At 53.6% G+C, this 23,171-nt stretch carries 23 protein-coding genes; 7 read left to right on the top strand and 16 right to left on the bottom strand.

The window, feature by feature from the left end; genetic code table 11:
• Nucleotides 1-24: 24 nt before the first annotated feature.
• The 8 genes from WEB54_RS11685 to WEB54_RS11650 all read right to left on the bottom strand — a co-directional run bounded on the left by WEB54_RS11685 (nucleotide 25) and on the right by WEB54_RS11650 (nucleotide 9,310).
• Complete coding sequence (locus WEB54_RS11685; RefSeq protein WP_368055806.1) at nucleotides 25-879, bottom strand: carbohydrate ABC transporter permease; 855 nt, start codon at nucleotides 877-879, stop codon at nucleotides 25-27.
• The gene (locus WEB54_RS11680; protein WP_368055804.1) at nucleotides 876-1,763 is read right to left on the bottom strand and encodes a carbohydrate ABC transporter permease; all 888 of its coding nucleotides are present in this window, start codon (nucleotides 1,761-1,763) and stop codon (nucleotides 876-878) included. The genes WEB54_RS11685 and WEB54_RS11680 overlap by 4 nt, the downstream gene beginning before the upstream one ends.
• 87 nt (nucleotides 1,764-1,850) lie before the next feature.
• Nucleotides 1,851-3,212, bottom strand: a complete 1,362-nt coding sequence (locus tag WEB54_RS11675) for an ABC transporter substrate-binding protein (protein WP_368055802.1) — start codon at nucleotides 3,210-3,212, stop codon at nucleotides 1,851-1,853.
• A 287-nt stretch (nucleotides 3,213-3,499) separates the two neighbouring features.
• The gene (locus tag WEB54_RS11670) at nucleotides 3,500-4,126 is read right to left on the bottom strand and encodes a nucleoside/nucleotide kinase family protein (protein WP_368055800.1); all 627 of its coding nucleotides are present in this window, start codon (nucleotides 4,124-4,126) and stop codon (nucleotides 3,500-3,502) included.
• Between the two features lie 253 nt (nucleotides 4,127-4,379).
• Complete coding sequence (locus tag WEB54_RS11665) at nucleotides 4,380-6,455, bottom strand: UvrD-helicase domain-containing protein (RefSeq protein WP_368055798.1); 2,076 nt, start codon at nucleotides 6,453-6,455, stop codon at nucleotides 4,380-4,382.
• A 44-nt stretch (nucleotides 6,456-6,499) separates the two neighbouring features.
• The gene (locus WEB54_RS11660; protein ID WP_368055796.1) at nucleotides 6,500-7,030 is read right to left on the bottom strand and encodes an NUDIX hydrolase; all 531 of its coding nucleotides are present in this window, start codon (nucleotides 7,028-7,030) and stop codon (nucleotides 6,500-6,502) included.
• 95 nt (nucleotides 7,031-7,125) lie between these two features.
• Entirely contained in the window at nucleotides 7,126-8,280 is a 1,155-nt protein-coding gene (gene cfa / locus WEB54_RS11655) for a cyclopropane fatty acyl phospholipid synthase (protein ID WP_368055866.1), read from the bottom strand.
• A 313-nt stretch (nucleotides 8,281-8,593) separates the two neighbouring features.
• Nucleotides 8,594-9,310 (bottom strand): YebC/PmpR family DNA-binding transcriptional regulator, encoded by a 717-nt coding sequence (locus tag WEB54_RS11650; RefSeq protein WP_368055794.1) that lies wholly within the window; start codon nucleotides 9,308-9,310, stop codon nucleotides 8,594-8,596.
• A gap of 183 nt (nucleotides 9,311-9,493) precedes the next feature.
• Between WEB54_RS11650 and WEB54_RS11645 the strand changes: the two genes are divergently transcribed.
• Nucleotides 9,494-9,793: a Rho termination factor N-terminal domain-containing protein gene (locus WEB54_RS11645; protein ID WP_368055792.1), complete on the top strand. Its 300-nt coding sequence runs from the start codon at nucleotides 9,494-9,496 to the stop codon at nucleotides 9,791-9,793.
• A gap of 114 nt (nucleotides 9,794-9,907) precedes the next feature.
• Here WEB54_RS11645 and WEB54_RS11640 read toward each other — a convergent pair whose 3' ends face one another.
• From WEB54_RS11640 to WEB54_RS11630, 3 genes are all read right to left on the bottom strand, one after another.
• Nucleotides 9,908-10,672 carry a Crp/Fnr family transcriptional regulator gene (locus tag WEB54_RS11640; protein ID WP_368055790.1) on the bottom strand — a complete coding sequence of 255 codons (765 nt, stop codon included), beginning with the start codon at nucleotides 10,670-10,672 and terminating at the stop codon, nucleotides 9,908-9,910.
• An 827-nt stretch (nucleotides 10,673-11,499) separates the two neighbouring features.
• Nucleotides 11,500-12,144, bottom strand: a complete 645-nt coding sequence (locus tag WEB54_RS11635; RefSeq protein ID WP_368055788.1) for an ion channel — start codon at nucleotides 12,142-12,144, stop codon at nucleotides 11,500-11,502.
• 8 nt (nucleotides 12,145-12,152) lie between these two features.
• Nucleotides 12,153-12,803: a hypothetical protein gene (locus tag WEB54_RS11630; RefSeq protein WP_368055786.1), complete on the bottom strand. Its 651-nt coding sequence runs from the start codon at nucleotides 12,801-12,803 to the stop codon at nucleotides 12,153-12,155.
• Nucleotides 12,804-13,079: 276 nt separating this feature from the next.
• Between WEB54_RS11630 and WEB54_RS11625 the strand changes: the two genes are divergently transcribed.
• Complete coding sequence (locus tag WEB54_RS11625) at nucleotides 13,080-13,934, top strand: SDR family oxidoreductase (RefSeq protein ID WP_368055784.1); 855 nt, start codon at nucleotides 13,080-13,082, stop codon at nucleotides 13,932-13,934.
• 123 nt (nucleotides 13,935-14,057) lie between these two features.
• Here the strand turns inward: WEB54_RS11625 and orn are convergent, their stop codons facing one another.
• Nucleotides 14,058-14,603 carry an oligoribonuclease gene (gene orn / locus WEB54_RS11620; RefSeq protein ID WP_368055782.1) on the bottom strand — a complete coding sequence of 182 codons (546 nt, stop codon included), beginning with the start codon at nucleotides 14,601-14,603 and terminating at the stop codon, nucleotides 14,058-14,060.
• 85 nt (nucleotides 14,604-14,688) lie between these two features.
• On the opposite strand from orn, the gene rsgA reads away from it, so the two are divergent.
• From rsgA to WEB54_RS11595, 5 genes are all read left to right on the top strand, one after another.
• On the top strand, nucleotides 14,689-15,708 hold the full coding sequence (gene rsgA, locus WEB54_RS11615; RefSeq protein ID WP_368055780.1) for a small ribosomal subunit biogenesis GTPase RsgA: 1,020 nt from the start codon (nucleotides 14,689-14,691) through the stop codon (nucleotides 15,706-15,708).
• Nucleotides 15,709-15,735: 27 nt separating this feature from the next.
• Nucleotides 15,736-16,236, top strand: coding sequence for a hypothetical protein (locus WEB54_RS11610; protein ID WP_368055778.1), 501 nt, complete (start codon nucleotides 15,736-15,738; stop codon nucleotides 16,234-16,236).
• Nucleotides 16,237-16,341: 105 nt separating this feature from the next.
• Nucleotides 16,342-18,075 carry an EAL domain-containing protein gene (locus tag WEB54_RS11605; protein ID WP_368053896.1) on the top strand — a complete coding sequence of 578 codons (1,734 nt, stop codon included), beginning with the start codon at nucleotides 16,342-16,344 and terminating at the stop codon, nucleotides 18,073-18,075.
• A gap of 17 nt (nucleotides 18,076-18,092) precedes the next feature.
• Nucleotides 18,093-18,929, top strand: a complete 837-nt coding sequence (locus tag WEB54_RS11600) for an alpha/beta fold hydrolase (protein ID WP_368055776.1) — start codon at nucleotides 18,093-18,095, stop codon at nucleotides 18,927-18,929.
• Between the two features lie 159 nt (nucleotides 18,930-19,088).
• Nucleotides 19,089-20,033: a GGDEF domain-containing protein gene (locus WEB54_RS11595; RefSeq protein ID WP_368053892.1), complete on the top strand. Its 945-nt coding sequence runs from the start codon at nucleotides 19,089-19,091 to the stop codon at nucleotides 20,031-20,033.
• 236 nt (nucleotides 20,034-20,269) lie between these two features.
• Here WEB54_RS11595 and WEB54_RS11590 read toward each other — a convergent pair whose 3' ends face one another.
• From WEB54_RS11590 to WEB54_RS11575, 4 genes are all read right to left on the bottom strand, one after another.
• The gene (locus tag WEB54_RS11590) at nucleotides 20,270-20,602 is read right to left on the bottom strand and encodes a multidrug efflux SMR transporter (RefSeq protein WP_368055774.1); all 333 of its coding nucleotides are present in this window, start codon (nucleotides 20,600-20,602) and stop codon (nucleotides 20,270-20,272) included.
• 100 nt (nucleotides 20,603-20,702) lie between these two features.
• Nucleotides 20,703-20,894, bottom strand: a complete 192-nt coding sequence (locus tag WEB54_RS11585) for a hypothetical protein (protein WP_368053842.1) — start codon at nucleotides 20,892-20,894, stop codon at nucleotides 20,703-20,705.
• A gap of 11 nt (nucleotides 20,895-20,905) precedes the next feature.
• Nucleotides 20,906-22,120, bottom strand: a complete 1,215-nt coding sequence (locus tag WEB54_RS11580; RefSeq protein WP_368053844.1) for a YeeE/YedE family protein — start codon at nucleotides 22,118-22,120, stop codon at nucleotides 20,906-20,908.
• 102 nt (nucleotides 22,121-22,222) lie between these two features.
• Nucleotides 22,223-23,158 (bottom strand): sulfurtransferase, encoded by a 936-nt coding sequence (locus WEB54_RS11575; RefSeq protein ID WP_368055772.1) that lies wholly within the window; start codon nucleotides 23,156-23,158, stop codon nucleotides 22,223-22,225.
• Nucleotides 23,159-23,171 lie beyond the last annotated feature (13 nt).

The raw sequence follows: 23,171 nt of genomic DNA, 5'->3' as shown, positions 1-23,171 counted from the left end.
CTCTCTGGCCTTGGCCAAGCGATACTACCCCTTAACGGCACCAGCTGTCATACCGCTGACGATGTACCGGTTGGCGACCAGCGCAAACAAAATGACCGGTGCGATAATCAATACCGAATAGGCCGCGATAACACCATACTGGGCACCCACTTCAGCACCACCCAAAAAGCGGGTAATACCAATCGTCAGTGGCTGGGCATCACTGCCGGCCAGGAAGAGCGCAAACAGGTACTCGTTCCAGGACATAATGAACACCAAAATCGCCAGCGCCGTTATACCGGAGCGTACTACGGGCAGCGAAATATTCCAGAACAGCCGCCAGGGGTTACAGCCATCGACAATGGCTGCCTCTTCCAGCTCCTTGGGTACCCCTTCGAAAAAGCCGACCAGCATCCAGGTGGCGAACGGTATGTGAATCGCCAAATGCGCCAGCAGCAGACCCACGCGAGAGCCAGATAGCCCCAACTGAACAAACAGCAGGAACAGCGGCAACGCCAACACCACATAAGGCACGAAACGCATCGCCAGCACACCGAAGGAGACGATGGCTTTCTGGCGAGGGCTGATCTTGTTCAGCCCGTATGACAACGGCACGCAGACAATCAGCGTTATGACCACGGCCGAAACAGAGATAATCAGACTGTTCTGAAAAAAGAACCAGAAGTCACCTTCAGAAAACGCCACGGTAAAATTGTTCAGGCTGAAGTCCCTGAGCATCAGCAGATCCCAGGGAGAGCGAAACAGCGCCGTTTCGTTCATTGAGGCTGCCAGCAGCATAATGGGTGGCGCCAGAGAGAACAGCAGCCAGACCGCCAACGCAATATGCAGACCCCAGATGGTTGAGGATTTATGCATGGACCCTTTGGATGTACGGCTCATGTCTTGGCCTCCAGTTTGCGATAGAGGGTGATATAGACCCAGGCGAAGGTCGCCATAATGAGGAACATGGTGAAGGCAACGGTGTTGGCCATGCCCATATCCTGATTCGAAATACCACGGGTGTAGGCGAAAATACTCAACACACTGGTTGAGCGACCCGGTCCCCCACCGGTCAGCGCCATGATCATGTCGAACTCGCGAAAGGCACTGGTAATGATGATGATCGACACAAACAAAATGTGTGGCCCCAACTGCGGCAGAATGACATGCCACATGGTTTGAACCGGCGTGGCTCCGTCCATACGGGCGGCTTCGTACAAATCTTCCGGTATGGTGGTCAGTGCCGCATAAAACACCAGAATGGCCAGCGGTGTCAGGTGCCAGGAGTTGGATATAATGGTCGCTAAGAGCGCAGTTTCACTATCCAGCAACCAATAGGGCTGGCCCAGACCAAACAAAGCGGTAAACTGGTTGATCAGACCGAACTCCTGTTGCCAGATGAACAAGCGCCAGGCAATGCCACCGACAACCGGTGTCATTACAAAGGGAATAAGAAACAGAGCTATCCAGGTAGAACGGAAGCGCACCAGTTTGGAGCTGAGTAAAAACGCCAGTATGAGGCCAAGCCCTACGGAAATAATCATGCAACCGGCGGTGAAAATGGCCGTTGTTTTTAGTGAGGCGATGTACAACGGATCACGAAAAGCCCAGCGGTAGTTTTCCAGGCCAACAAAAAACTGATTGCGAAAATCGTACAGGAACACATCGTGCAGGCTGAATCGAAAGCCCATGGCCAATGGCACACACACAATGAGTGTCATCAGGGTTAGACCCGGGGCAATAAACCACCAGCCACGGGTGAATCGGTGTTGGTTACCAAACATCGGTCTTCTCCAATACAGGGTATCGCCGGCCGACGCCGGTCAAAAAAGCGGGGCCCGCAGGCCCCGAAAGGTTCAGTTCCGATAAGTTCAGTCGATGTAACCGGCCCGGCGGAAGGTGCGTTCTATGTTGCGAACCCAACGATCCTGTGCCTGTTCGGCGGTCAGATCACCGGAGAAAACGTCGGTGATATAGTCTACGGTTCCCTGCCACATGGCAGCGCCGTACTCGGGAATACCCTGGCGAACGAAGACGGCTTCAAGCGTTTGCTCGTAGGCAGGCAGGAAGTCTTCGAAATAGGGTTTCATGGTGCGCAGCGATTCATTGGTGAAATGCGCGGAACGGGAGAACTGCAGGCTCTGTCTGGCCCACTCAACTTCCTCGTCCTGCAGCATCCACTTTAGAAACTTGAACGCTTCTTCGGCCTGAGGGGTGTCGAACACCAGCACGCCACCACCGCCCAGGAAGGGTACACCCTGGTCATAGCCAACAAGGTTACCTTCCCATTCCGGTAAAGGTGTGTAAGCCACTTTACCCGCAGCCTGACCCGCTGGATCTTCGACCGTCGCAATACCCTGAGGCCACATGGTCGCCATAGCCAAACGACCATCCCGGAAGTAATTCAAACCTTCCAGAAATGCCCAGTTCTGAGCTTCACGGGGTGCGTAGTTTTTGGAGATATCAACAAAGTAGTCGGTTACTTCCAACAAAATGGGGTCGTTGAGGTCCGTCTGGAAGTTCTCGTCGAACCCCTGTAAGCCTGTTGAATACAGCATCACGATAAAGCTTCGGGCAATGCCATTACCTGAACCCAGTGCGTCGGCCCAACCATACAGCGATGATTCAAGCGTTTCGCCAGCAACGGTCTCGCCAGCATCACGGGTAAAGAACTCGGCAACATCACGCAACTCTGCGAAGGTTTCCGGAATGGCCAGTGGTCGGCCATACTCGGCTTCAAACGCGGCTTGTTCTTCCGGATGGTTAAAGAAGTCTTCACGGGCAATCAGCATTGGGGCGGCCGGTGTGGTCGGCAGTGCAATGTACTCACCCGGGCGCGCTGAACTGCGCATGTGCGATTCCACGACCAGGTCCGGATACGCGGAAACATCGAAGTCGTATTTTTCAATGTAAGGCGTCAGATCGACCACATAGTCGGCGAAGGTGCCGAACCAGCCCGGGCTGTGATAACCCAGATCCCAGCGGCCCGTGCCGCCAATGGCCTCAATAGACATACGGTCACGCAGTTGATCGGGTGGCAGTATTTCGCCAATAACCCGAATACCGGTTTCTTCATAATATTTGGGTGCAAAATAATTGACGACGGCATCGGCTTCTTCACCCGGATGCAGTGCCCAGCGAATGGTGGTCTCTTCAGCACTGGCGATACCGCCAGCCAGAGCACCGGCCAGCGTCAGGCCGGCAATGCTCCGCCGTAAGGTGGAATTGGACATGGTAAAACCCCTCTTGTTGTAATGGTCAGGTTCGACATAGCCTGCCACCGGAATAGGTTGCGGGCAGGTTCAGGGCTACAGTGCCTATCCAGCGTGAACGGCAAATTTCAACCACATTACAATTATTACAACCTTTGGGTTCGGCGCTTCGGTTAGCTTTGTTGCCTTTGGTCCGTGACAGGCACCGGGTGTATTGATCCGGGGTCGGCGTTAACCCTTCCATGGGGCCTAGACCGCAACATCCAACCCACCTGATGGATACGAAATTCAGTAACAACAAGAAATTTTTACAAAGACAGTAGTACGGTCTCAGTATCCCTCACGGTCTTTTGCACCACCAGACGAGCATTGGGCAGGTCGTTACCACTGACTTTTTTGTGGGCCATGTCCGCATCGAAACCATGGTCCAGCCAGCGTTGTGTCAGGCGTTGCTCAAGAGTTTCCATCGGTACGTCGAGGTAAACCTTCAGATCAAACAAACTGGCCAGTTCGTTCCAGGGTGCCTGATCCAACAGCAGATAATTACCTTCCACCAACACCAGCCGCTGGGCCGTCGTTACGCGCAGGGCCCCAGCGCGGGCCAGGTCCAGGGCGCGGTCAAACACCGGCAGATACAGATCTTCCTCTGCAGCGGCCAGTCGTTTCAGGCTCAGGGCTAACCCAGCAACATCAAAGGTATGGGGCGCGCCTTTTACCATGCGCCAGTCGTTGGCGTCGAGAATGGCATTGTCGAGGTGGTACCCATCCATCGGCACCACGGCGCAGCGCTCTTCGCCTACGGCTTGCTGCAGACGTTCAACCAGGGTCGACTTGCCCGCGCCAGGGGCTCCTACAATGCCTACCAGGGTCCGTTTAGGTTGCTCAGCTCGTTTTTGTAGTTCAGAGATCAGGGATTCCAGACTGTGCTTGGCCATAGATAACGCCTTCCAGTGATTGTTTTGTTATTAAATTTCAGGAATTCGACGACAAGACAAGCAGCGGTTGCCGGGTGTGATCCTGTGGGGGAGTCCGCAGCAAGGATGCTGCGGCCTAGGCTCCACGGACGGATTTACGCCGACCCCACAGGAGCACACCCGGTAGCCGGTGCGGGCCCATGCCACCGACACCAAACCGAACTCCGGAATTCGATCTATTGGCTTAACGGGACATTGTTCCGGGTAACGGGTTTTACTTTAGCAGCGCCGTCACCTCACCGCTATGGGTTAGCGCCAGGCGATGCATGGCCCGGGTGCAGGCCACGTACAGCAGGTGACGGTCCATCTCCGTGTGATACAGTTTGTCGGTAGCCTCCGGTACGATGACCCGATCAAACTCAAGCCCCTTGGCCATGTAGGCCGTACACACGATGACGCCCGGATTGAATCCCTGACTCTGATGGTTCAACAGTACCGCTGTTTCCACGCTGTATTGTAGCTTGGCATAAAGTTTTTCAGCCTGCTTCTGTGTCTTGCAAATGATGCCCAGGCTTTTGTGATCGGATGACTCAAGCTCTTTCGCCTGTTCAGCAATATACGCCAGCTCCTGCGGTTTGGTCTTAAAAGCAGCCACCTTCGGTTCTTCATCGTGGCGCTCAATGGCCTTCAGCTCCGGGTTGGGAAGAATACGCTGCGAGAACTGACTAATTTCGTAACTCGATCGGTACGCTGTATTCAGCGACACCAGTTTTGCCTGCACAAAGATGTGCTGAATGGCTTCACCGGTCGATGAACTATAGGGGTTCACCGATTGGGCGGCATCGCCCAGTATGGTTTTTTTGCAGGGGAACAGTCGTGCAATGACAGAATATTGAACCGCCGAATAATCCTGCATTTCATCAATCAACAGATGTTTGACCTTGCGATACGACAATGGCACCGTTTCCAGGTTCATCTTCATGTAAATAAGCGGGAAGACATCGGCGTATTCCAGCCGACCACCCTTTGCCTGGCGGAACAGCTCGGGCTTGCCGAGCCAGGTGTAAAATTGCTTGTAGGTTTCACGCAGGCTCGACTTCCGAATCATGCCTTTCAGTTCAGCTTTTAACGCCTGCCGGTCTTCCAGTCGAAAATCATAGCTGTACTGCATCCTCACCTTGACCTCCACTTCCTTCACAACCTGGTTGATGCGCTGAGTCGAATTCAGGGAGCGGTGCTTGCGGTAAATTTCCTCAAGCAAAAAGGCGGGAACCAGGCGCCGCGAAATCCAAACATCGGTTGCCTGAAAGGCATTCTTTTCGACATGGGCGATGTAACGGCCCAGTTCCTTAAGAAATTCGGGGCTCGACTTAAAACGTACTCGCTCTTTTAATTGCTCATCGTTTTTATCGAGCAACTCAGAGGTTTGCTCAAAAAACGTCTGGAATCGATATTGCCCTTCCAGCAATTCATTGGCCAGCGCGTCCATTCCCATTTCGTTGACGGACTCCTCACCCAGCTCAGGCAGCACATTGGCAATGTAACTGGCAAACACCTGGTTGGGCGAGATGATCAGGATGTCTTTCGATGACAGAGTGTCTTTGTGCCGGTAGAGCAAATAGGCGATGCGGTGCAGGGCGATGGATGTTTTGCCAGAACCGGCAACGCCCTGAATGATCAGCACGCTCGACTGATCGTTACGAATAATCGCGTTCTGGTCGCGCTGAATGGTCGCCACGATGTTCTTCATGCCATCGTCCGAGGCGCGGCCGAGTTCATCCTGCAGCACTTCATCCATGACATTGACCGAACTTTCGATCATCAGTTGCAAGTCACCGTTTTTAATACGGAACTGGCGTTTCAGGTCAACCTGGCCGGTAACCTCGCCTTCCGGTGCCTCGTATTGCACCGGGCCGGTCTCGTAATCGTAAAACAGGGTGGCCACCGGGGCTCGCCAGTCAAACACCCGATTGACCCGGTCGAACTCATCGTAGAAATGTTTAACACCGATGTAGACAGGCGTGGTTTCCTGCTCGCCATCCCGGGTGAAATCGAAGCGGCCAAAATAGGGCGACTGTTGCAGTTTCCGGTACTGCTCCTGACGGGCCAAAAGATTGTCACCAGTAGACACCGCAACCTGAATCGAGTCGCGTGCGGCGATCTTTTCAACATGGTCCATCTCATCCCGGTTATTCCACAGATAGTCCTTCTGCTCCTGAATATCCCGGGCGTACTGACTCAACCGGTCGTCAGCCTGATCGATCGACTGCTGCAAGCGTTGCTGTACCCTATCGAGGTACTCCCGCTCTTCCTGTTCCGCGTGGCTTTCGGGCTTGGCTCGACTGTTCATCAAAGAGACTCTTCTATCTGCGGTAACCACTGTGCGCCGATGGCTCAGGCACCCACGGCCAGAAATTCAGTGGCGACCCGGTCCAGCATAAAGGTCTCGCGCTGGATCGACTGGCCCATCGACTTGTCCTGACGCTTCATCACTTCCCGGTTGTGACGCAAGGCATCGTGCAGCTTGACCCACACTGGCTTCATGCCGTTGTCGATCTCGTAGTGTTCCATTTTTGCCGCTTCCAGTTCAGGTGCGATGTCACATACGAAGAAATGCGAGGTCATGTGCATCAGATCGAACTCCGGCTTCCAGTAGGGGCGCAGCTCTTCTATGTAGCCATAGTGATGTTTGACCCGAACATCCCGGGCCCCGGTCTCTTCATTAAGTTCACGGGCCAGCGCCGCGACGATGTCTTCATCCGGATCGACACCGCCACCGGGAAAGCTGAAATCGTTGTAGCGCTCGGTAAAGAGCAACAATATGGACTCATCGCGCAGCACAATACCGCGCGCGGCCTGGCGCTTGAAGACATTACCCTCGGTCGAGGTCAGGTCCGGATGGATCATTTTGCTGATCAGATTCATATGACAGGAATACTCTGTTCAAAAAATAGGCGGCATTCTAATGACATGGGCGTGTGTTTTGAAGCCCGGCCTGGTGAAAACCGGGCTTAAACGGGTCAGGTAACCCTGGGGTAGACACCCTCAACACCGTTTTTGGACATAACCCATTGCCATAACTGGATGTCGCGGGCACGGAAGGCACCGGCACAAGAGAGTAGATAGTACTCCCACATGCGGTAAAAACGGTCACCCAGCTCGTTTTCGAACTGCGGCCAGGCCGCCTTGAAATTAGCGTACCAGGCCATGAGGGTTTTATCGTAATCAGCACCGAAATTGTGCAAATCTTCGACAATGAACAGATCTTCGGTCGCGTCGCCTAGCTGGCCTACTGAGGGTAATTCACCATTCGGGAAAATGTATTTATCGATCCAGGGGTCCGTTCCCGGCGACTTTTCGTTCTTGCCAATGGTGTGTAACAAAAACAGCCCCCCATCTGCCAGGCACCGGTGGGCCACTTCCATGAACGTCCGGTAATTCTTGTGGCCAACGTGTTCGAACATACCGACGCTGACAATGCGGTCATAACTGCCCTGCACATCACGATAGTCTTGCAACAGAAAATTGAGCGGCAAATGCGGGTAGCGTTCTTTAGCCCAGTCTGCCTGTTCTTTCGAGATAGTAACGCCCGTCGCTTCAACCCCGTAGTGTTCAGCGGCATAGCTCATGAAGCTGCCCCAACCACAACCGATATCCAGCACTTTCATACCGGATTTCAGTTGCAACTTGCGACAGATCAGATCGAGCTTAGCTTCCTGTGCCTGCTCCAGCGTTGTGGCCTCTTTCCAGTAACCGCAAGTGTATGTCATGCGTGAATCGAGCATGGCCGCGTAAAATTCGTTACCGAGATCGTAATGCTGTTCGCCTACTTCCCAGGCCCGCTTACTGGTCTGACGATTCAGTAGCCTGGCTTTCAAAAAATGCAATAGAACACGAGACGGTTTAATCTTCTCATGCAGTCGGGCTTTCAAAATGTGATAGAAAAATTCATCAAGATGCTTAGCTGTCCACAACCCATCCATGTAGCTTTCGCCCAACCCCAAATTACCGCGTGACATTGCGCTTTCTGGCACGCCAAAGCCCTGGAACGCAATGTCCCATGGCTGATTTCCACCAATGGTGATATTGGCCTCCGCCAGCGTATCGCGCACAAATTGGTGTAAATTGGAGTCTTCTGAAAAAAAGGCCGGTTTAGTCGTATTAAATTCGTTCACAGTCGTCAATGGAGTATCCATTTGCTGAATTTGAAAAGTAGTCGCTGACCGATATATCAGTGCATAAGGTCAGGAATGAGGCTATCGCGTGCGTAGGACGCAAGGGAGGAGAATGCTATGGCGGGGAAGCAACAAAGGGGGATAAGAGAGGTCTATTCATACCAACTGCCTGCACCTATTTAGTGTTGATGCGTTGAATTTCGAGCGGCAGTATAACTGAAAATTGGCTGTAAAGACAGCCGAGGTCACTGCTGCCTATCAGGCACGAGCCAGTGACCAGGATGGTTCAGAAGGTCGTAAGCAGCATTCTCGATCAGTATGCAGCGTTATGGTAAACGTGTTGAACGTCGTCCAGAAAATTCAACAGATCGAGCATTTTCTCAAACTGTTCGACGTCGGCTCCTTCTATAGCCGTGGTCATTTGCGGCACGAACTGGACTTCATCCACTTCGAACTCGATCCCGTCGAAGGCGCTTTTGAGGGCATCGCGAGTCTTGGCGTATTCGGTGTGGGGGGCAAACACGGTAACCACGTCGTTTTCGGCCTCGATATCAGAGACATCAACATCCGCATCGGCCAGGGCTTCAAATACAGCCTCTTCGTCCAGTCCGGAGAAACTGAAGATAGCATCGTGGTCAAACAGATGGCTGACCGCGCCCGAGGCACCCAGCTTGGCTTTCACCTTGTTAAAGCAGGTGCGCACATCGCCGTAGGTGCGGTTCGGGTTATCGGTCAGGCAGTCGACAATGATCATAGTATTACCCGGCCCGAAGCCCTCGTAACGCGCCACTGCAAAGTCTTCTCCACCACCACCGGCCGCTTTGGTGATCGCCTTATCGATAACATGAGCGGGCACCTGGTCTTTCTTGGCGCGCTCCAGCAGGGATGCCAGGGCCAGGTTACCGGTCGGCTCACTGCCTCCGGATTTGGCACACATGTAGATTTCGCGGCTGTAACGGCTGTAGACCTTGGCTTTCATATCCGAAGTCTTGGCCATGGATTCTTTGCGGTTCTGGTAGGCTCTGCCCATGGGAAAATACCGGGTTGGTTGATCGATGGACGGCGATTCTAGTCGTATTTGCAGGTTTTCACTAGCCGCAGACGCTAACACGCCATCAGGTTGGAGCCAGTAGCAATGACAACGAAGGGTTTGTAGTAGAGGCTATTATTTAGTCTACACTAAAAGTCCACAAGCAAAAAAGGAGTGCTTAAAATGCCAAAAGCATGGAGTTCCAAAGACGAGAGACAGTACGAGAACATCAAGCAAACCCAGCAACAGCGAGGTAAAAATAAGGAGCAAGCCAAGGAGATAGCCGCAGCCACCGTTAACAAGCAGCGCAGGCAGGAGGGACGAACCCCAAATAAAACCACACAGGGCACCGGAAACCCCAACAGTAATCTTGAGGAACGTACTAAAAACGAGCTTTATAACCGAGCTAAGGAGTTGGATATTCGTGGCCGAAGCAATATGTCTAAGAGCGAACTGGTCTCAGCCATCAGGAAGCACTCATGAGCAAAAGGGACCCTTTACGCAGCGAACAACCCAGCCCTAACCACCTGGACATTCATCGCAGGCCATAGCCTCAGTTTGTGGCTATGGCCTGCGATGAGTGCCCAGTGGATTCACTCAAAGCACCGCAATGGCGATGGATTCAGGTTTCTTAATCACTTGCCGCTGCGGCAGATAATTAAGCAGCAGGTCTGTTTCCTCCCGAACCACGCTATAGCATTCACAACTCAGCTCTTCCAGTTTCGGCCGGTCAAGCACGTTGATTAATCCTCGCGAATATGAAATCACGCCCAGGCGTTGTAACTTAAGCGCTGCCTCAGTGACACCTTCGCGGCGAACGCCAAGCATGTTGGCGATGAATTCCTGCGTCATGGTCAGGTGGTTATCTTCCAAACGATCCATGGAAATGAGAAGCCAACGGCAGAGCTGCTGGTAGATCTGGTGGTTCCGGTTGCAAACTGCAGTCTGTGAGACTTGCGTGAGCAAGGCCTGGGTGTAGCGAAGCATCAGTAAAAGCAACTCCCCGTGGCGGTCGAACTCTTCTTTCAATCTCTGCTTAGGGAGCCGATATGCATAACCGGCGCTCTGTACCAGCGACCGGTGAAGCATGCACTCGTCGCCGCCCATATATAAAGAAACGCCGAGCAACCCCTCGTTGCCTACAATCGAGATCGCGGTCGATGCCCCGTCTTCCAACAGATACTGCAACGAGATTATGGAGTTCGTGGGGAAGTAAACGTGACCCATGGGTTGATGGCATTCAAAAAGGACCGCTCGTAATGGCAATGGCACCAGCTCCAGGTGCGGAAATAAACGGTTCTGAACATTAGGCGACAAAGCTGCCAGAAGGTGGTTATGATTGGGTTCTGCTCTGTAGGTCATAGTGCTTTTTCTCATCCCTGGAAGTTTGTAAGTAGGCTTATCAAATATGAGTCAGTTTTGATCTACTGCTAAGAAGAAAGGCTGCGGCAAAAAGGCATTGAGAATACTTCACACAGAAACACCGAGACCGATCGATTTGGCTGACACTGGTGTGGCCCGCATCCAATGGAGCTGACGACCAATGGGTAATCGTCTTTAACAGGCGTGTGTTGTGGAGAGGTGTTGACTGTAGCATCAGTCATCAATAAGTCCTTTTCTCAGCTGGTGCATTTGACACCAAGGAATTATCTGTCCACGCCGACAGCAATACGAAACGGGACGTTCGACGCACTTCACGATTTGGTAATCGTGACAACGTTAAATGCATGGTCAAGAAAAGCAGTGAACGGCGTGGGTGTCAAACAGGTATAAAGAAAAGGATCGTTAAATGCCTTATGGTTGCGTTCAAATCCGTGAACAAATGCTCAGCTTCACTAGCGGTAGGTTTATCCGGGGAACACAAATCAGGACACCAGGGGCTAATAGGAAAGGCATATTAGACAATTGTTTCCATGGCGCGGTCTGGTTCAACGCCGTGCACACAGCCAGATGCCTATGCCATCGTGTACCAGCACCTTCACTCACCTACCCGAACCCTCCCAAGCTTCCAGTTTTCGAAGCCTGTTCACCAGCTCACCCTCGGTTATTCCAGTAAGAGATGTGTACCGAAAAAGTATTGAAAATAATTCGTTCAGCTTCCGGCTCGATTGTTTGCACCCGATATCAGTTTGAAATGCCTTTTGTGCGGCCAGTCCAAGCTTGGCTAGCTGAACTGGTAGAGAATACCTCTATTCCTTGGCAACGAAGTTGTCCAAAATGGGGTAAGCGAGTCGTTGTTCGGTGCAAAAAATCAGATCTTTTTTTATAGACGCTACCCACTCGCTGAAGTCATTGACGCTGGCGAATTTCGCCAGGAAGTCACCGTTTTCTTCCCCCACGAGATAAATCTCGTACGCCAGCACCCTTCTGGCGACTACCCCACTGACTACTGAGATGGCATAAGTCACTACAAGTGTAACCACCAGCAATCCATTAAATGATGCGAAGGCAGTTGCCAACTGGGCTACAGCCCCCCTCGGCGTAATATCTCCTATGCCCAAGGTAGACAGTGTAAAACCCACGAAATACACAAGATCGTAGATGTCAGACGTCGGGCGTTGTGAGTGTGTGATAGCGTCAGGCAGGCCCAGAAAGATCAGGACCCAGCCTGCCCAAAGGCCCGCCAGCCAAACAGCACCCAGTGCCATTAATGAAACCGACCCTACAAGCTCAGACATTCTGTGCCCGCTACGCATCGCCAGCCGCGCTACTTTCCTGAACCCTCCTGATACACTCGCGGATATCAGGCCTTCGCCTCTGGTCGTCAGTGTGGTCCACACAATGTCGAGCATCACGAGGATGATTGATAAACAACCGGCCGTTATATATATCATGAGGCTCCCTAGAGGTACCGTTTAAGCCAATCATTTATTTGACGCCTGTATCTAAAGGATCTTCTATTTTCGGTATCCAAGGTATCCGGATAGAGACGCACTTGCTGCCCCTCCTCGGGAGCTTCAATCGAGAATCGTCTTACTGCCCCGAAGGGTTTGTGTTCCGGGCCATAAATACTCACTACGTGAACCTCAAGCCAGTGCAGCTGTATACCTGCTGCAGAGGGAGAGCCGTCATTGATATCGAGTTCTGCTGAATCAAGCAGTCTTTTGATCATGCGTCTAAAGCTGACAAATTCCAGGCACTCTCCAGAGTTAAGTGGGCCCTGGCGGGTTCTGTTTCTCAGAGTGATCTCGCCTTCACTTTCCGGCAATTCATCGCCTTCTCGGTCCGTCATAGGGGCCTCGTAGATCCCGTCGGACGTCTTCAGTTTAACTATCATGAAGTAAACGAACACCGCCTCCTGGCTCATATTGCAGATCAGGCAGGGAGAATCGACGTATTCGTCTCCCACTCCTTTATTGATCAAGACTCGCGGAAGCCGCTGACGCCGATAGCTGCTGTACAACAATTGAGCATAAAATATCCAGACGAGCAAAGTGCCGATATTGGTAACGCTTGCGACGACCGTGTAGTTTTCAGTGAGAAATTCAAGCATAGCGAATAACCGTCAGTAAAATATTTTAAATAACAAGGCACGGCTAGAGCAGAAAGGTTCGCAGGCTTACCCGAGGAATACTTACCCTCATCAGGTAAATTCTACGAACATAAGCCCGAAAGCCGCGATGTTATAAGGAAACCCTGCTCCATTCTGTGCGTTAACAGACAGACTAAACTCCCGGCACAAATCTAAGCTACGCGAATTACTGGCGGGAAATAGCCATGAACGCTTACAGGATTTCGCCCTCGACAGAACAGAAAGTGGAAGGTATTCATGATGAACGATGATTCATTACATCGAGAACAAACTCAGGATAAGCAACCCGGACTCGAATGGGCCATGGAGCGTAAACCGGTATTTATACGCAGCAGCTATAAAGGTAGCGAAAAACTGAGGGGCAAGGTGGCACTGATTACCGGCGGTGATTCAGGCATCGGCCGGGCCATTGCGGTGCATTTCGCACGGGAAGGTGCCGATGTCGCCATCGCTTATTTTGGAGAAGACACGGATGCCAGTGAGACGCGCGAATTAGTGCAGGACGAGGGGGCCAACTGCATCCTGTGCAGTGGCGATGTGGGAGACGTTGATTACTGTAAATATTTGGTAGAACGGGTAGTGCAGGAATACGGTTCCCTCGACATACTGGTCAACAACGCCGCGGAGCAACACCCGCAAGACGAAATTACCGATATCAGTGAAGCGCAGTTGGAGAAGACCTTTCGCACCAACGTATTCGGGTATTACAACATGATACGTGCGGCGCTTCCCCGGCTTAACGATGGCGGAAGAATTATAAATACCTCTTCGGTTGTTGCTCATCGAGGTAGTCATCACCTAATTGATTATGCGGGCACAAAAGGGGCGATCGAAGCATTGACTAAATCCATGGTGCAATCGTTAGCAGAGCGCAATATTACAGTTAATTGTGTTGCCCCCGGACCTATCTGGACGCCGCTCATCCCTGCCAGCTTTGATGAAGAGAAAATCCGCAAGTTCGGTAGCAACGTACCATTGGGCCGCCCTGGGGAACCCTGCGAAGTGGCAAGCTGTTACGTTTTTCTCGCCTGTGACGACGGCTCCTACATGACTGGGCAGACCTTAAATCCAAATGGAGGTGGTGATTTTTAGAAATCGGAGACCTGCGCCTCCAATCGCAAGGCCTCGCCAGCGGCCAAGATACCGAAATTGCGGAGGATAAACTGAACGGTGAGTAAGTTCCCACTCACCGTTTCGACGAAGATTTTCGGTCCTTCAGTCCAGACGAATGAAATGCTCTCGGTAGTGTTTCAGCTCACCAATAGACTCCAGAATGTCGTCCAGCGCGCGATGGCTACCTTTCTTCTGAAACCCATCCAGCACCTCCGGCCGCCAGCGACGGGCCAGTTCTTTCAGAGTCGATACATCGATATTGCGGTAGTGGCAGTATTCATCCAGTTTCGGCATGTAACGAATCAGAAACCGCCGGTCCTGCCAGATCGAATTGCCGCACAAGGGCGACTGGCCAGGCTCGACCCAGTCTTGCAAAAATGCCAGTGTTTGCGCCTCAGCCTCGGCATCCGATAGGGTGCTGTCTTTTACCCGCTGCGTCAGGCCGGATTCACCGTGGTGAGTGGTACACCATTCGTCCATCGCATCGAGCACCGCATCGCTCTGGTGAACCACCAGATTCGGGCCTTCAGCGATAACATTCAGGTCTTTATCGGTCACCACGGTCGCGATCTCGATGATGCGGTTGGTATCCGGGTTCAGACCGGTCATTTCCAGGTCAACCCAGATCAGATTCGATTTTTTATCCATGTCAAAATGCCTTTTATGCCCCCCGAAAGGGGTTTAGGGAGTAGAATGTGCCTAGAGTATAACCCAAGAGAAGCACCGTCGATTCATGAGTAAACGCAAGCTGACCCGCCAGCAACAGCACCGCATACAGAAAGTCCAGGACGAACGACTGGCTCGTGCCCAGAAAAAGGCCGATAAAATCGAATCCCAACTGGAAGGCGGTGAACTGGGCGAGGCGCGACGCGGGCTCATCATCGCGCATTACGGCATCACCACCGAGGTGGAAGCCGACGATGGCACCACGGTTCGCTGCCATAAACGCAGCAACCTGCCGCCGCTGGTCACCGGCGACCAGGTGATCTGGCAGCCAGACCCGCAGGAAGGTGGCGTTATCGTCGCCACCGAAGAACGCCGCACCCTGCTCAGCCGGCCCGATTCACGCGGCCAGTTGCGCCCGGTGGCTTCAAACATCGATCGAATCATCATCGTCGCCGCACCAACGCCACGCACTCCGGCCAACCTGATCGACCGCTACCTGGTGGCCGCTGCCCACGACAACATTCACCCCATCATTTTGCTCAACAAGTCCGATCAACTCGATCAGGCACCAGACATGGTGCGGGAACTCGAAGAATACAAAGAACTCGGCTACGAGACCCACTCCGTCTCGGCCCAGACCGAAGAAGGCATGCAAGCCATTCGCGCCCTGGTGGCCGACGGTAATTCCGTGTTCGTGGGCCAGTCTGGCGTGGGCAAATCGTCCATCATTGCCGCCCTGCTGCCCGATGAAGTGATTCGCGTTGGCGCCATCTCCGAAGCTACCGGCAAAGGCAAGCACACCACCACCACGGCGGCGCTGTACCACATTCCCGGTGCCGGCAACCTGATCGACAGCCCCGGCATTCGCGAATTCGGGCTCTGGCACGTTGAAACCGACAGCCTGTTTCAGGGCTTCCCGGAACTCGATGACGCCGCCGGGCTATGCAAATTCCGTGACTGCGCGCACGAAACCGAACCGGGTTGTGCGGTACGGGCCGCCGTGGAATCGGGTAAACTACTGCCCAGACGCTACCGCAGCTTCCTATCGATCCGGGATTCACTGAACGAAGTGTCAATGCGGAACTAATCACTCGCTGCCAAGCGGAGGCTCACTATGACAGAGCGTAATGACACCGGCGTGATTCGACTGAACACCCTGGACGACTTCATCGAACACAGCCGCGAGCTGATCAACCAGGCTGGCCGTGAACTGACGGTACTGAGCACCGACCTCGACCGCGACTGGCTGGGCAGCGATGCCCTCACAGATGCCCTGCGCCAGTTTGCCGTATGCAACCGGCGCAGCAAGGTGCGCATTCTGGTTACCGAAACCAGCCCCGTCGTGCAGGGCCGCCACGCCTGGCTGGATTTGATAAAACGCCTGTCGCGCATCGAAATACGGGTCATCAAACCTGAAATTCTCGATACCGAACCGATGAAAGGCACCTTCCTGCTCAGTGACCGCAGTGGTCTTGTGTACCGCAACTCAGAGACTGGCTACATCGGTTTCGTTCACTATGACGACCGCGCCACCGTGCGTCAGCAACTCGAGGTATTCGAACAATACTGGCGTTACAGCACGGAATCCCCCGAGCTCAGGCACCTGGCGCTGTAAGTGGGCCAGGGCTGCGCAACCCCCCGTCTGCCGCTGGCTGACACGTGAAAACGCGCTAAACTGGGCCTTTGAGTGTATTGATGAAACAAATATCCGGAGCACACCATGGAAACCGCCCGAACCCAGGGTTCACTCGACCTGATGCCATCTGGCTACCTGGTCACCGACAATGAACGGTCCATACTCTATGCCAACCGCTACGCCTTAAATCACCTGAACCACGACGACCTGGGCGGAACACCACTGTTCGACATTTTTACGCTGGCCTCCTGCATACTGTTTGAGAGCTATATTGCCCCTTTATTGCTTAAAGAAGGAGCCTGCGACGAAATTCAACTGACGCTTAAAACCGCGAACGGGAAAAAATGTTCAGTTGTAACCAACATTCGTCGGGATGAAGAAGATGAGAACAGAGTTCACTGGACCTTCATCAATGCCTCACAACGCGACAAACTGTTTCAGGAACTGATCGACGCCCGCAACCTGCTTGAAGAAAAAGCCCGGTTTCTGGAAGCCCGAACCGTCACCGATGACGTGACTGGGCTGCCTAACCGGTTATCAGTAACCCAATATTTATCCGATCGCATGAATGACCCCGCTCTGTCCCAGAGTCAGTTTGTGATTATTTTTATTGATCTGGATGGCTTTAAAACCATAAACGACACCCACGGCCACCCGGTGGGCGACCAGTTCCTTAAAGCCGTCGGTCAACGCCTTACCCGCAGTTTGCGCACTACCGATCTTGTCGCCCGTTATGGCGGCGATGAATACGTCGTCTTGTTGCAGCAAACGGCTGACGAGGCAACAACCAATACGCTGATGATCCAGCGCATCGTTAATCAGTTAAACACACCCTTCCAGATCAACGGCAAAACACTCTCTATTTCAGCCAGTGCCGGTGCCACACGCTATCCGCAACGCAACGCGGTAGAGCCTGAACAGCTGATCCGACAAGCCGATCAGGCCATGTATGAAGCCAAGCTGGCCGGTAAAAACCAGTTCCGCTGGTTTAACCAGGAATGGGAAACAACCCAGAGAACACACCAGAAACTGACCACCCAGGTTCGACTGGGCATCGAGAACGACGAATTCGTACTGCATTATCAACCGAAGATAAACCTGACAACGGGTGCAGTGATAGGAGTTGAAGCACTGATTCGCTGGCAACACCCCGAGCGCGGCCTGTTAATGCCTGCCAATTTTCTACCGAACATTGAAAACAAACGCATTGAACAAGAACTGGGAGACTGGGTCATCGCCACCGCGCTGAAGCAGGCAAACAGCTGGTACCAGAGCGGGCTGCAGCTGCCCGTCAGCGTTAATGTATCTGGCTTTCAGTTAATGGACCCGCACTTCCTGGAACGGTTGACCGTGTTATTCAACCGGTTTTCGGACCTGCCCAGAGCACAGTTCGAACTTGAGCTACTGGAAACCTCCGCGATTAACGACAGCATGAATATAGCCAACGTCATAGCGGCTTGTCGGCGCATGGGTTTGCGGGTGTCACTGGATGACTTTGGTACCGGTTATTCGACACTCTCCCATCTGCGAGACCTATCAGTCGACACCCTGAAAATCGACCGAACCTTTGTGCAGGACATGTTAACCAACCCAAATAACATCGCCATTATCAACGGCATTATCGGCTTTGCAAAAGCCTTCAATTGCCAGGCGATTGCCGAAGGCATTGAAAGCGCCGAACAACAGGCAGCCCTGCTTCAACTGGGTTGCCAGAGCGGTCAGGGCTATCACATCAGCAGACCCATGCCGGGCGAAGCGATTGAGCCCTGGGTGGCAAGCCGAAAATCCGGCATCGTATCGCACTCCAGTAATGATTGACCGACAAGGAACTTCCGATGGACGAATGTACAATCAGGCAACGAAATAACGTCAAGGTGTTCGGAAGCGGAGAGCGCACCCTAATGTTCGCGCACGGTTTCGGATGCGACCAGACCATGTGGCGCTATGTAACAGACTCCCTGCAGCGCGATCACACCATCATTACCTTCGACTACGTCGGTTCCGGACATTCCGATCTTTCCGCATTTAGTACACACCGCTACGCCACACTCGAGGGCTATGCTACCGACATTACCGAGATTCTGGACGCACTGGAGCTCGACAACGTCATCCTGGTCGGCCACTCGGTCAGTTCAGTCATTGGCATGATCGCGGCCATGAAATCACCCGATCGGGTCAACCATCTGGTGATGGTGTGTCCATCACCCTACTACCTGAACGACCTTCCCGAATACGAAGGCGGGTTTGAACGTGAAGACCTGGAAGAACTCATCGACCTGATGGACAAAAACTACATCGGCTGGGCCAATTACCTGGCCCCGCTGGTTATGGGTGGCGGGGCGGACACCCACATGGTCGAAGAGCTTTCAGGCAGTTTCTGCTCCACTGATCCACTCGTCGCAAAAACCTTTGCCAAAGCCACCTTCTTTTCAGACCACCGCAGTTTGCTGCCAAATTGCCAGATTCCGACCCTGGTGCTGCAAAGTAAGATAGACTCACTGGCCTCGGTAAAGGTAGGTGAATACGTTTCCCGAAAATTGCCCAAGGGGTTGCTCAGAATTCTGGATACCGAAGGCCATTGCATCCACATGACGAATCACGATGAAGTGGAAGCCGAAATACGGGCGTTTCTATCGCCCAAACAAGCCGCTTCCGACACGCCCCTCAGTTAGCCGACTCCCGACTGACCCGGTTCGAATACCAGGTTTCCGTAGCCAGCATAATCTGCGTTAGCCAGGTTAGGGTAGTGAGGCTATTATCTACCTTAGGGGAATCATCAATACCTCACCAAAGTGTATTTTATGAGCCAATCAGAGGTACCGAAGGAGTTTATGACGTCTCCCAACGCACCCAAGCCGGTCGGTGGCCTGTTACCCACCCTGACCCGGCTGTTCGAAGCCAGTGGTTCGGCTGTATCTCTCTATGATGAAGCCGACGTACTGGTCTATGCCAACACCACCTACTATGAGCTCACGCAGCAAAAGCCCGGTACGCACCCGCACTGGGAGATGGTCATTCGGGACAACCATCGTTCGGCGGGAGGCTTACAGATCGAAGCGGAGGACATCGAAGACTGGCTAAAGCGTGCTCAAGAGCGCCGGGGTGTTATTCCTTACCGGCAATTTGAGGTCGATACCGTCGATGGTCGCTGGATTCTGATGTCCGAAACAGTCATTCCAGACCTCGGTATTCTTAGCATTGGGGTCGATATTACCCGGGCCAAGCACACCACCAACATTTTGCAGCATGAGTACCAACAAGCGCTGGTAGAAGCGGAAACCGACGCACTGACCCGAATGGGCAATCGCCGCGCACTGGACCGTCTGCGGCGGCTACTGACGCTGAATGGCCAGAACCGAACGATCTCGGCCCTGATGATCGACATCGACTGGTTCAAGCCATACAACGACACTCTGGGCCACCTGCAGGGCGACGACTGCCTGCGCGACATTGCCGACATCATTCGCTCGGGGTTTCGCTCTGAAGAAGCCTACCCATTGCGCATCGGCGGCGAGGAGTTTTTAATTCTGATGGTCGACGCAGACCAGCAAGCGGCCCGTCAGTCGGCTCAGCGCATTCTCAGAAACATTCGTAGCCGCGCCATCCCGCACCCAACTAACGACACTGGCTATGTCACCCTGAGCATTGGCGTGGCCACAACCACGGTGACCGACAATGAGAGCATCTCGACCGTTCTGGACGCCGCCGACAAAGCCCTGTACCAGTCCAAACACTCTGGCCGGGACCAGGTTACCCTCTCAGTCGAACCAGACTAACCGAGCCCTGCCCGCTGCAGACAGTATCTGCGCGGTTGCACCCTATTGGCCCCGGTGCTGTAGAGCTTCTATTTCAGCAAAGTCCACACTGTACAGAATCACTTTGGCCGAATGCAGGCCACCCAGCGCCGATTTGACATTCTCATTTAGCAACCGGTAATAGGCCTGCGTCATGCCACCCAATAGTCCAATGGTTTTTACGCTCAGCGTCCTTTCCGATTTGTTGACCACCGGGCTTAATGTGCACCAGCTTTGGAGAATACATTGATGGTGACAACACCCGCAATGATGAAGCCCATGCCCAATATCGCCGGAAAGTCGAGCCGCTGGCCATAGAGCAGCCAGGAAGCGAGTGCAATCAGCACAATGCCCATGCCTGCCCAGATGGCGTAGGCGATGCCGACCGGAATCGTTCTGAGTGTCAGTGACAGAAAATAAATGGCCAGCACGTACCCGACAACCACAATCAGCGAAGGCCAGAATCTGGAAAACTCTTCACTGGATTTCATCGCCGAGGTGGCGATCACCTCGGCGACAATGGCAATGCTCAGAAATACCCAGTTTTGCATACGGAACTCCGATCAGTGAGCGGACGATAGTAACCACTCACCTCGGGAAGAAACAGACTTGCCGATAAGAAATTCCTGTGCGCAAGACTGTTTTAGGTCGTTATTTCCGCTCGGAAGGACAAGGTGCACCGCAGGGTGCGCAGGCGCCGAGATCACGCTGCATCAACGTGGTTTGAGTACCCTGGCCCATGTTGAAGGCGAACGTTGGGCTGCGCAGGTGATCAGCCATCACCACGAACAGAATGGCCGACATAATCACCACGACACGCCAGCGTTTATACATGCGTTCCATTCCCTGCCTCCTCAATTACCCAAGCCGAAATAAGGGCGGGCCTTAATACCCAGCAACGAGCCCACAAAGGCCGATGCAAACCAGATCCAGCCATGAACGCTGGCTGAGGCAATACCTGAGAACATGGCGCCAATGTTACAACCAAAGCCAAGGCGTGCGCCGTACCCCATCAATGAACCGCCAATCACGGCGGCAAGCACCGACCTTAATACCAGCGGGTTCTTGCTGCCAGCGTTGTACTTGTTGGCAAGGCCAGCCGCCAGCATGGCACCCAACAACACTCCAAAATTCATGACTGAGGGTACATTAACCAGCAGGGAATCCCGCAACGCCAGTGCGCCATAATCCCAGGTCCAGAACTCGACCTGAGTCATATCAATGCCGATGAACTGCGCAATTTTGGCACCCCAGAGTGCGAAGGCAAACGTCACACCCCAGGGGGTACCGCTCAGGATGACCGTCAGTAAATTACCCACGGCCAACACTACGGCAGCCCACAGAAACGGCCAGCGTCCGGTCAGGAGGGTGCGAAAAACCGATACCGACCGGTCACGATCCAGCAAGCCGTGGCTGGTTTTGCCAGTCATCCGTTTTTCACGACGCCCAACCAACCACCAAAGCCCCGCAAGGGCAACCCATTGCAGGGCAATCGCCCCCCAGGGGCCAAGACTTGACGTCAGTTGAATCGGGTCGGTGCCCGGTGCATCAAGCCAGAAAGGTAAGTGCACCGTACCCACCACCGAGCCGATGATGAAAAAAATCAGAGTCAACGTCATGCGCAGGTTCCCGGCACCCACGGTAAACAGCGTACCGGAGCCGCATCCACCACCCAGTTGCATGCCAAAACCGAAGAGAAAGGACCCAACTATCAGCGAAACGCCCACCGGCGCAATGGTGCCTGCCGTTCCTTCTATGCCACCGGACACCACGGGCACGATCAGCAGGCAGGCCAGACCGAGCAGAAACAACTGGGCTCTCATGCCTGTTCCGTTACCGGTGACCACCCAGTTACGCCAACCAGCGGTGAACCCGAAAGCACCGTGATACAGAGCAATCCCCAACAGGGCACCGACAAAGAACAGTCCGACCAGAAACGGCGCGGTTTCGAGCCAAATGAGGCTGGCGAGTAACGCCATCCCAAGCAGAGACAGGGTAATGATAAAGCGGTCGACTTTGGGAAACTTGCCAGCGGCTTCCACAGTCGCCTGTGCATTGGATACAGTCATACAGCAACGCCCTCAGGCTGAAACATGGTGATAGAGATTATAAACGCAAAACAGCGCCTAAGGAGGCGCTGTACGTCTTAACGACAGTAAACTCAGAGAATACTAGCCGCCAAATATGCCAAGCAGTCTACCCAAGCCACGCTTCTCAGTCTGTACCGGACGATCGGGATCCTGCGTCCAGGCTGTCATGGAACCGTCATACATCGCGACATTCGGCAGACCGGCAATTTCAGACAAGGCAAACCAATCGGTTGCAGCCCAGTGGCCGGTGTTGCAAAAGGTGACCGTGCGGCCTGCATCCAGTTTCAGGGTCGCGTCTTCGGCCAGCTGGCGAATACGGTCTTGCGTCAGGAAGTAAGCTACCCCATCACGGGTATCAACCAGGGTACCTTCCTGCAGGTTGATCGACCCTGGCAACGTGCCAGCAACCCGGGCCGGGCCTGCCTTGGTCTGACCGGTGTAGAAGTCGGAAGGGCGAGCGTCTACAAATTGCACGTCACCATTGGACAGATTGGCCTGAACATCCTCAGTCGTGGCCAGGTACTGCGGTTGAAAATCGACCTCAAACTGGGCAGGTGCCGGGCTGATTGGTGCACTGGCCACCTCGAACCCTTGCTGAACCCAGCCTTTGTAACCACCGTTCAGAATGCTAACCGAATTGTGACCCAGCACCTTGAACGTCCAGTAGACACGTGCCGCGCTGCCAAAATCCGACGAATTTTCACCCGGGGGCACAATAACCACCTGCTGTTCGTTATCGATCCCGAGGTTACCAATCATCTTGGCCAGATCGGTAACCTCAGGCAGATTGCCGGTCACGCCTTCACGCTCGGCACGCCAGTCGCCGTAGGTCTGAAACACAGAGCCGGGCACATGGGCTTCAGCAAAGGCATCGGCCGAGCGAATATCGAGCACTGTTATCGAGGGGTTGTTCAATTCATTGTTCAGCCAGTCGGCACTGACCAGCGGGGTCGATGCCATCGCCAGGCCAGAAGCCAGCGACAGGGCGACTGAGGCAAATACGGAACGTAACACCATGATCTCTCTCCTG

The sequence above is a fragment of the Saccharospirillum sp. genome (assembly GCF_040881935.1).
Taxonomy (GTDB): domain Bacteria; phylum Pseudomonadota; class Gammaproteobacteria; order Pseudomonadales; family Natronospirillaceae; genus Saccharospirillum.
The sequence above is the reverse complement of the archived record's forward strand: the minus strand, read 5'-3'. Positions and strand labels throughout refer to the sequence as shown.

Bases quoted from the DNA above. Each gene is read 5' to 3' on its own strand.
- WEB54_RS11685 (WP_368055806.1), bottom strand. From the start codon at position 879: ATGAGCCGTACATCCAAAGGGTCCATGCATAAATCCTCAACCATCTGG.
- WEB54_RS11680 (WP_368055804.1), bottom strand. From the start codon at position 1,763: ATGTTTGGTAACCAACACCGATTCACCCGTGGCTGGTGGTTTATTGCC.
- WEB54_RS11675 (WP_368055802.1), bottom strand. From the start codon at position 3,212: ATGTCCAATTCCACCTTACGGCGGAGCATTGCCGGCCTGACGCTGGCC.
- WEB54_RS11670 (WP_368055800.1), bottom strand. From the start codon at position 4,126: ATGGCCAAGCACAGTCTGGAATCCCTGATCTCTGAACTACAAAAACGA.
- WEB54_RS11665 (WP_368055798.1), bottom strand. From the start codon at position 6,455: ATGAACAGTCGAGCCAAGCCCGAAAGCCACGCGGAACAGGAAGAGCGG.
- WEB54_RS11660 (WP_368055796.1), bottom strand. From the start codon at position 7,030: ATGAATCTGATCAGCAAAATGATCCATCCGGACCTGACCTCGACCGAG.
- WEB54_RS11650 (WP_368055794.1), bottom strand. From the start codon at position 9,310: ATGGGCAGAGCCTACCAGAACCGCAAAGAATCCATGGCCAAGACTTCG.
- WEB54_RS11645 (WP_368055792.1), top strand. From the start codon at position 9,494: ATGCCAAAAGCATGGAGTTCCAAAGACGAGAGACAGTACGAGAACATC.
- WEB54_RS11640 (WP_368055790.1), bottom strand. From the start codon at position 10,672: ATGACCTACAGAGCAGAACCCAATCATAACCACCTTCTGGCAGCTTTG.
- WEB54_RS11635 (WP_368055788.1), bottom strand. From the start codon at position 12,144: ATGATATATATAACGGCCGGTTGTTTATCAATCATCCTCGTGATGCTC.
- WEB54_RS11630 (WP_368055786.1), bottom strand. From the start codon at position 12,803: ATGCTTGAATTTCTCACTGAAAACTACACGGTCGTCGCAAGCGTTACC.
- WEB54_RS11625 (WP_368055784.1), top strand. From the start codon at position 13,080: ATGATGAACGATGATTCATTACATCGAGAACAAACTCAGGATAAGCAA.
- orn (WP_368055782.1), bottom strand. From the start codon at position 14,603: ATGGATAAAAAATCGAATCTGATCTGGGTTGACCTGGAAATGACCGGT.
- rsgA (WP_368055780.1), top strand. From the start codon at position 14,689: ATGAGTAAACGCAAGCTGACCCGCCAGCAACAGCACCGCATACAGAAA.
- WEB54_RS11610 (WP_368055778.1), top strand. From the start codon at position 15,736: ATGACAGAGCGTAATGACACCGGCGTGATTCGACTGAACACCCTGGAC.
- WEB54_RS11605 (WP_368053896.1), top strand. From the start codon at position 16,342: ATGGAAACCGCCCGAACCCAGGGTTCACTCGACCTGATGCCATCTGGC.
- WEB54_RS11600 (WP_368055776.1), top strand. From the start codon at position 18,093: ATGGACGAATGTACAATCAGGCAACGAAATAACGTCAAGGTGTTCGGA.
- WEB54_RS11595 (WP_368053892.1), top strand. From the start codon at position 19,089: ATGACGTCTCCCAACGCACCCAAGCCGGTCGGTGGCCTGTTACCCACC.
- WEB54_RS11590 (WP_368055774.1), bottom strand. From the start codon at position 20,602: ATGCAAAACTGGGTATTTCTGAGCATTGCCATTGTCGCCGAGGTGATC.
- WEB54_RS11585 (WP_368053842.1), bottom strand. From the start codon at position 20,894: ATGGAACGCATGTATAAACGCTGGCGTGTCGTGGTGATTATGTCGGCC.
- WEB54_RS11580 (WP_368053844.1), bottom strand. From the start codon at position 22,120: ATGACTGTATCCAATGCACAGGCGACTGTGGAAGCCGCTGGCAAGTTT.
- WEB54_RS11575 (WP_368055772.1), bottom strand. From the start codon at position 23,158: ATGGTGTTACGTTCCGTATTTGCCTCAGTCGCCCTGTCGCTGGCTTCT.